A 5,099-nucleotide genomic window follows, 5' to 3' on the forward strand; every position below is an offset into this window, starting at 1 on the left:
AAGTCCACACCCAGGGTTATAGTGCTCATGGAGACTTCCTCTTCTGCTGACGGTTGTTTCGCAACACCATCATGGCCTTCGAGGCCGTAAGGGGAGGAAGTCTCTTTTTACTCGTTCAAGGCGGACGCCTCCGGCGCCGCTTAACTCCAGCGTTAGGCCTCAGAGCATGGACCTTCCGATCTACCAGTGGCTTCGCACAGAGGAATACGCGCGTTGGGTGTGCCCACACATGGAGCGCCTGCTCGCTGAGCTTGCGAAACACGGAAGCATCATTCAAGCAGTCGGCCTCGTTAACTACAAAGCACCGGAGGCTGTGGTTCTCTTGAGCGGTTCGCTACCCGAGCACATTGCAGCGGGTGTCGTTAAGGTCAATCCAACTTTACAGTTACACCACAACGGCATGGGCGCGCTTCACAGCGTCGAGTGTGCAGAGCACTATGTAAGTGCTCGCTGCTCATCGGGGCAGGCGTGAGGTTTCGGCCTAACATTTCGTTCAAGGCGGACGGCTTCGCCGCCGCTTAACTCCAGCGTTAGGCGGCACATGAAATCACTCGGCGCACTGGCAATCGTTGCACTAGCTTCGCTAGCCGTCGCATCTTGCAGTTCTGTCCCAGAAATTGATGGCAGTTCCCAATCTTCATTCGAGCGCAGTCATTCTGCTTTGGTTGCGTCGCTCTCCCCAGAAGATCAGATGCGACTCTCGTTGGCAGAGCTAATTGTGCTCTCGCCCAAAGGCTGCCTTGCACACAGGACTCTTCCTGGTCGGCCACTCCTTAACGACACTCTTGGCGGGCAAGCCGACCTGAGTTCTTGTCGTAAAGAGCTACACGGCCTCACCTTCAATGGCATCATGCATCAGGCTTATCCTCAGGGACAGCCAAGTGGCGGCAATGACTAGAGTGCCGCCTAACCACTCGTTCAAGGCGGACGGCTACGCCGCCGCTTAACTCAGGCGTTAGGCTTATCTCGTGACTGTTGAGCAATCCGACAAGATAGATAGCGCTGGCCTCGATCGAGGCACGGGCGCTGTTGTGCTCAACATCTCCGATCACCTCCCCTGGAACGATGAACACTTCGACGTGTTGGAGAGAAAGCTTGGCTCTTACGTTCGCTTCATTGAGAGCGGTCAGGTTCGAGAGCAATTTCCATCTGCCACTGGCCAATGCATAAAGGTCTACCTTCTGCATCGTCCTACGGAATCTGGGCTTCGCTTTCTTGCTGCGGCCACAGAGTCTCTCAAAACCAGAGGCATCTCATTCTTGTTCGGTCCACTTCCACTGGAAGGCTACAGCGGTGATCCGTCTTAAGCCGTGGCGCCACGCAGCGCCTAACCATTCGTTCAAGACGGACGGCTTCGCCGCCGCTTAACTCCAGCGTTAGGCCTACGGGGATTCACGCATGTCCATGGAGCTAATCATCATTCTCGCGTTGCAGCGAGCACCAACTCTGGACGCATGGCAACAAGCTCTCAATGCTCGGCACATACCAATTCAATTCACGTACAAAACAGATCTGGCAAAGCACACCGGATTTTTGCCTGTCGAAGTAAAAGGGCGTAAATCAGGCTTCTATTTTTCTCAAGCACAGTACTCTGATGTCGCTTCTACATATCCGATAATCGCCAGCGTTCACGTAGAAAAACCTGTTGTTTACTCTCTTGAGTATGGCGGTGACTTCAACGAGTGCACCTCTGTGTTTTACGCTGCTGAAGCCTTGGTCTCCAATTTTGGTGGGGTAGCTTATGATCCGCAGGGCGGCACAGTCATGAGTTCTCAAGATCTTGCAAGAACCGCCAAGGAGTGCGAGGCAATGGTAAGCAAGAAATGAGGTTGGCTCGGGCAAGGCGGCCTAACCATTCGTTCAAGGCGGACGGCTACGCCGCCGCTTAACTCCAGCGTTAGACGTCAGGGGTGCGCATGAAGCAACCGATTTTCCTTCTAGTGGCTCTACTCGCTTTTGTGGCTCATGCGCAAGAGCCCCAGTTGTCTCCGGATGCCCCGAAAGACAAGCCTGTCCAGATATACACAAAAGACGGCGAGGCTTCACTCAAAGCCGCAGAGGCACCTTATATTGCGAAGGCAAGGTCGACCTATCCAGTGGCCAAGGCTACGTTTCTAGCGGGACTTCCCCAAGGCGAGATCTTCTTTGCAACCACCATTTTGCATGACAATAACGGCGCAGCTGAGCAAGTTTTCATTGAGGTAAATTCGATCCAGGGCGACCATATAATTGGCCATATTGCGAGCCAGCTCAGCGTAGTAAAGGGCTTCCAAAACGGCCAGTTCTATACCTTCCCGGAGTCCGCCTTGATTGATTGGCTGATTACCCATGCGGATGGATCTGAGGAGGGCAACTATGTCGGGAAATTCTTAGACACTTACCACGGGGCTGGCGTCTAACATCCCGTTCGAGGCGGACGGCTGCGCCGCCGCTCAACTCCAGCGTTAGACCCAATGCCGATTCGAGCCATAAATGATCCACAAGTAATTGCCGCTTGGGCACAAGCGACATCGACGTATCGCAAGCGATACAAACTTGTGCAGCCCTCCATCGGCTTGGCAGCGTTGGCCTGCATAGCTGCCGGTGTCTATCTGCAAAACATCTATGTTGTTGCCCTGTTCCTTGTTTTCTTTCTTGCCCTCATGATCGCTCGTGCCGCAGAGAGAGTCAGCCTGGTCTGCCCCCACTGCTCCCAAACTCCAGTCAGTCCATTCGAGCGGGCATCACCCCTAGACATCGACTATTGTCCGCACTGCTTCTATTGGCTTAAATCTCCGTGGTAGGCCCTCGCAAGGGGTCTAACATTTCGTTCAAGGCGGACGGCTTCGCCGCCGCTTAACTCCAGCGTTAGGCCATGAATCCCGTCATCGGCAAAGTAATCTTGGTGGTCTTCGTCCTTGCTTGCGCAGTTGGGCTCGTATCCGTTTTGGTCGCGGTCTTTAATCTCATCAGCATTCCGTTCCGCCTCAAGCCTGGCGTTCGCGCTTGGGCTGGTGGCAATCCACTCAACTACGTACTTGCACCAGATTCGCTCACTCAAAGAGGCTTGGCCGCACGCCGCCGCGTGGGTATCTCTTGTGTCGTCTTTCTCGTATCACTCGCAGTGGGCTTCGCCGTGGCTTTGCTAGTCCGAGCACTTCGGTAGGGCCTAACATTTCGTTCAAGGCGGACGGCTACGCCGCCGCTTAACTCCAGCGTTAGGCACCACAGACATGATTCACGCAATCTGGGAGTGGGTGCAGTTCAATTTTTGGTTTGGCCTGCTCTGCCTTGCTGCAGGCATGATCGTCACGCTGCCGCTTTTGTTTTCCAAGTCTCTTCACAAGCGCTTCTTGCGTTCAAACTACGACTTAGAGACCATCGGTGTCATCGCCTTGGTCATCGCGCTTTTTGTCATCGGTCTCTATAACCATTTTGGCGCTAGCGGCGCCTAACCAGTCGTTCAAGGCGGACGGCTACGCCGCCGCTTAACTCCAGCGTTAGGCTTCAAATTGAAACTAAAGGTAATGATTGCAGATCTGGGGAATATTCCGCGGCCACTCGGCATGGTTGCGGTGGCTTCGATCCTCCTCAGTGTAGTCTTGCTACTTACTGCCGTCATTCCCGGCGCCCCTTTCACCCTCGCTGGCACGCTCATCTCTCACGAGGACATGTGGGCATCGGGTGAGGCAATTGCCATCTTGGTTTCAGTCTCGCTCATGGTGGCGGTAAGCATTGGCATAGTGCTTCGCTGTGGTTGGGTGCGTCCTTTGCTTATTGTCTTACCCGTGCTGCAGTACTTGCCGTTCCAAGTGCTGCACTGGTTGTTTGGCGCGCCAAACCCCACCCCATCGCTTCTGCAATATGCGCTAGGCTGCGGCAGCTGGGCCGCAATTGCCCTTGTCTATTTCTCTGTTAGCGTCCGCGCAAAGGGGTACTTCCAAAGTGTGCGCGCCTAACCAGTCGTTCAAGGCGGACGGCTTCGCCGCCGCTTAACTCAAGCGTTAGAACTACGGGGGGAGAGATGGACTCAATTTCTTCATCAAAGCCAAGAGCGGTCGAAATCGCCGTTCTTATTTTGTGGCTTGCTTTGGCCGTCGGATTGGTCACGTCGGTGGCCACGCTCAGTCACGCAGCCCTGCCAGTTTCATCAACATTGGTGTACTCAATTCTGGCCGCTACTTTCGCGGTGAGCGCATTCTTCGTCTACAAAATTTCTCGCGGGCGCAACTGGGCCAGAATCACCTACTTAATCCTAATGTTGCTGGGCATGTTCAAAACGGTACCTAGCCTCGTATCGACAATCGAGCATGCGCCGTTTTCCGGGACTTTAAGCGCCGCGGATGTTGTGGCTCAGCTTGTTGCCGTGGCATTGCTTTTCACTGGCGCTAGCAACGGCTGGTTTGAGCGGCGTACGCCGTAGTTCTAACATTTCGTTCAAGGCGGACGGCTTCGCCGCCGCTTAACTCCAGCGTTAGGTCGCACATGAAAATTCTTGTCGCACTTTTGTTGCTCGCTCTTATACCCCTGTCCGCTTCGGCTGCCCAATGCACCAAAGCTTTCATGCGTGGCGGGGAGGTAACTAAGTTTGACCCTTTGGCGCACAAAGCACTCGATGCACGCTATCGCATAACAGACGTTGATCCTGGAAAACGTCCATTTGTTAGCCCTAAGCCAATCGCCGGTGAGATGCCTTCAGCACCAAATAGCAGCGACGGGCAACCCATTCATGGGTACGTTCTACTCGCCTATGTCGTCACGACTTCAGGGTACGCGGAGTCTCCGACAATCGTCGAAGCTTCAAATGCCAGACTCTCCACACTTGCTCTTGCGGCAACTGAAACTTGGCGCTTTCAGCCAGGTAAAGTTGACGGAGCCGAAGTTTGTATCGTCGCCATGCAAGAATTTGAGTTCTAGTAGGTGCGGCCTAACAATTCGTAAGAGACTTCCGATCAATACCGGGCGCTTGATGCTCTTGCCCTGAGCTTTCGGGCCGATGCTGGTCATCATGTTGTCCTCTTCGCTGCGTCGTGCGTGTCAGTACTGTGCGGAGTTGCAACGTTGCCAGACTGCATTTCCGTAAACGGTCTTGTTGCACCGATGTTGCTGATGCGGACCAG

The 5,099-nt window shown here is 54.3% G+C and carries 8 protein-coding genes; 7 read left to right on the forward strand and 1 reads right to left on the reverse strand.

The window, feature by feature from the left end:
- The first annotated feature begins 229 nt into the window (after positions 1 to 229).
- A complete protein-coding gene (locus B0E51_RS18940; RefSeq protein ID WP_143526002.1) occupies positions 230 to 472 on the forward strand; it encodes a hypothetical protein in 243 nt (80 codons plus the stop codon).
- 376 nt (positions 473 to 848) lie between these two features.
- Here B0E51_RS18940 and B0E51_RS18945 read toward each other — a convergent pair whose 3' ends face one another.
- The gene (locus B0E51_RS18945; protein ID WP_077446458.1) at positions 849 to 1,187 is read right to left on the reverse strand and encodes a hypothetical protein; all 339 of its coding nucleotides are present in this window, start codon (positions 1,185 to 1,187) and stop codon (positions 849 to 851) included.
- Positions 1,188 to 1,398: 211 nt separating this feature from the next.
- On the opposite strand from B0E51_RS18945, the gene B0E51_RS18950 reads away from it, so the two are divergent.
- From B0E51_RS18950 to B0E51_RS18975, 6 genes are all read left to right on the forward strand, one after another.
- Positions 1,399 to 1,827, forward strand: a complete 429-nt coding sequence (locus B0E51_RS18950) for a hypothetical protein (protein WP_077446459.1) — start codon at positions 1,399 to 1,401, stop codon at positions 1,825 to 1,827.
- A gap of 89 nt (positions 1,828 to 1,916) precedes the next feature.
- On the forward strand, positions 1,917 to 2,399 hold the full coding sequence (locus tag B0E51_RS18955) for a DUF2314 domain-containing protein (protein WP_077446460.1): 483 nt from the start codon (positions 1,917 to 1,919) through the stop codon (positions 2,397 to 2,399).
- Positions 2,400 to 3,212: 813 nt separating this feature from the next.
- The gene (locus tag B0E51_RS18960) at positions 3,213 to 3,434 is read left to right on the forward strand and encodes a hypothetical protein (protein ID WP_077446461.1); all 222 of its coding nucleotides are present in this window, start codon (positions 3,213 to 3,215) and stop codon (positions 3,432 to 3,434) included.
- 72 nt (positions 3,435 to 3,506) lie between these two features.
- Positions 3,507 to 3,938 carry a hypothetical protein gene (locus B0E51_RS18965; RefSeq protein ID WP_077446462.1) on the forward strand — a complete coding sequence of 144 codons (432 nt, stop codon included), beginning with the start codon at positions 3,507 to 3,509 and terminating at the stop codon, positions 3,936 to 3,938.
- 65 nt (positions 3,939 to 4,003) lie between these two features.
- Positions 4,004 to 4,402: a hypothetical protein gene (locus B0E51_RS18970; protein WP_143526026.1), complete on the forward strand. Its 399-nt coding sequence runs from the start codon at positions 4,004 to 4,006 to the stop codon at positions 4,400 to 4,402.
- Positions 4,403 to 4,464: 62 nt separating this feature from the next.
- Positions 4,465 to 4,896: an energy transducer TonB gene (locus B0E51_RS18975; protein ID WP_077446464.1), complete on the forward strand. Its 432-nt coding sequence runs from the start codon at positions 4,465 to 4,467 to the stop codon at positions 4,894 to 4,896.
- Positions 4,897 to 5,099 lie beyond the last annotated feature (203 nt).

The sequence above is a fragment of the Rhodanobacter sp. C05 genome (assembly GCF_002001165.1).
GTDB lineage: Bacteria > Pseudomonadota > Gammaproteobacteria > Xanthomonadales > Rhodanobacteraceae > Rhodanobacter.

Bases quoted from the DNA above. Each gene is read 5' to 3' on its own strand.
- B0E51_RS18970 (WP_143526026.1), top strand. From the start codon at position 4,004: ATGGACTCAATTTCTTCATCAAAGCCAAGAGCGGTCGAAATCGCCGTT.
- B0E51_RS18975 (WP_077446464.1), top strand. From the start codon at position 4,465: ATGAAAATTCTTGTCGCACTTTTGTTGCTCGCTCTTATACCCCTGTCC.
- B0E51_RS18940 (WP_143526002.1), top strand. From the start codon at position 230: ATGGAGCGCCTGCTCGCTGAGCTTGCGAAACACGGAAGCATCATTCAA.
- B0E51_RS18960 (WP_077446461.1), top strand. From the start codon at position 3,213: ATGATTCACGCAATCTGGGAGTGGGTGCAGTTCAATTTTTGGTTTGGC.
- B0E51_RS18950 (WP_077446459.1), top strand. From the start codon at position 1,399: ATGTCCATGGAGCTAATCATCATTCTCGCGTTGCAGCGAGCACCAACT.
- B0E51_RS18965 (WP_077446462.1), top strand. From the start codon at position 3,507: ATGATTGCAGATCTGGGGAATATTCCGCGGCCACTCGGCATGGTTGCG.
- B0E51_RS18945 (WP_077446458.1), bottom strand. From the start codon at position 1,187: ATGCAGAAGGTAGACCTTTATGCATTGGCCAGTGGCAGATGGAAATTG.
- B0E51_RS18955 (WP_077446460.1), top strand. From the start codon at position 1,917: ATGAAGCAACCGATTTTCCTTCTAGTGGCTCTACTCGCTTTTGTGGCT.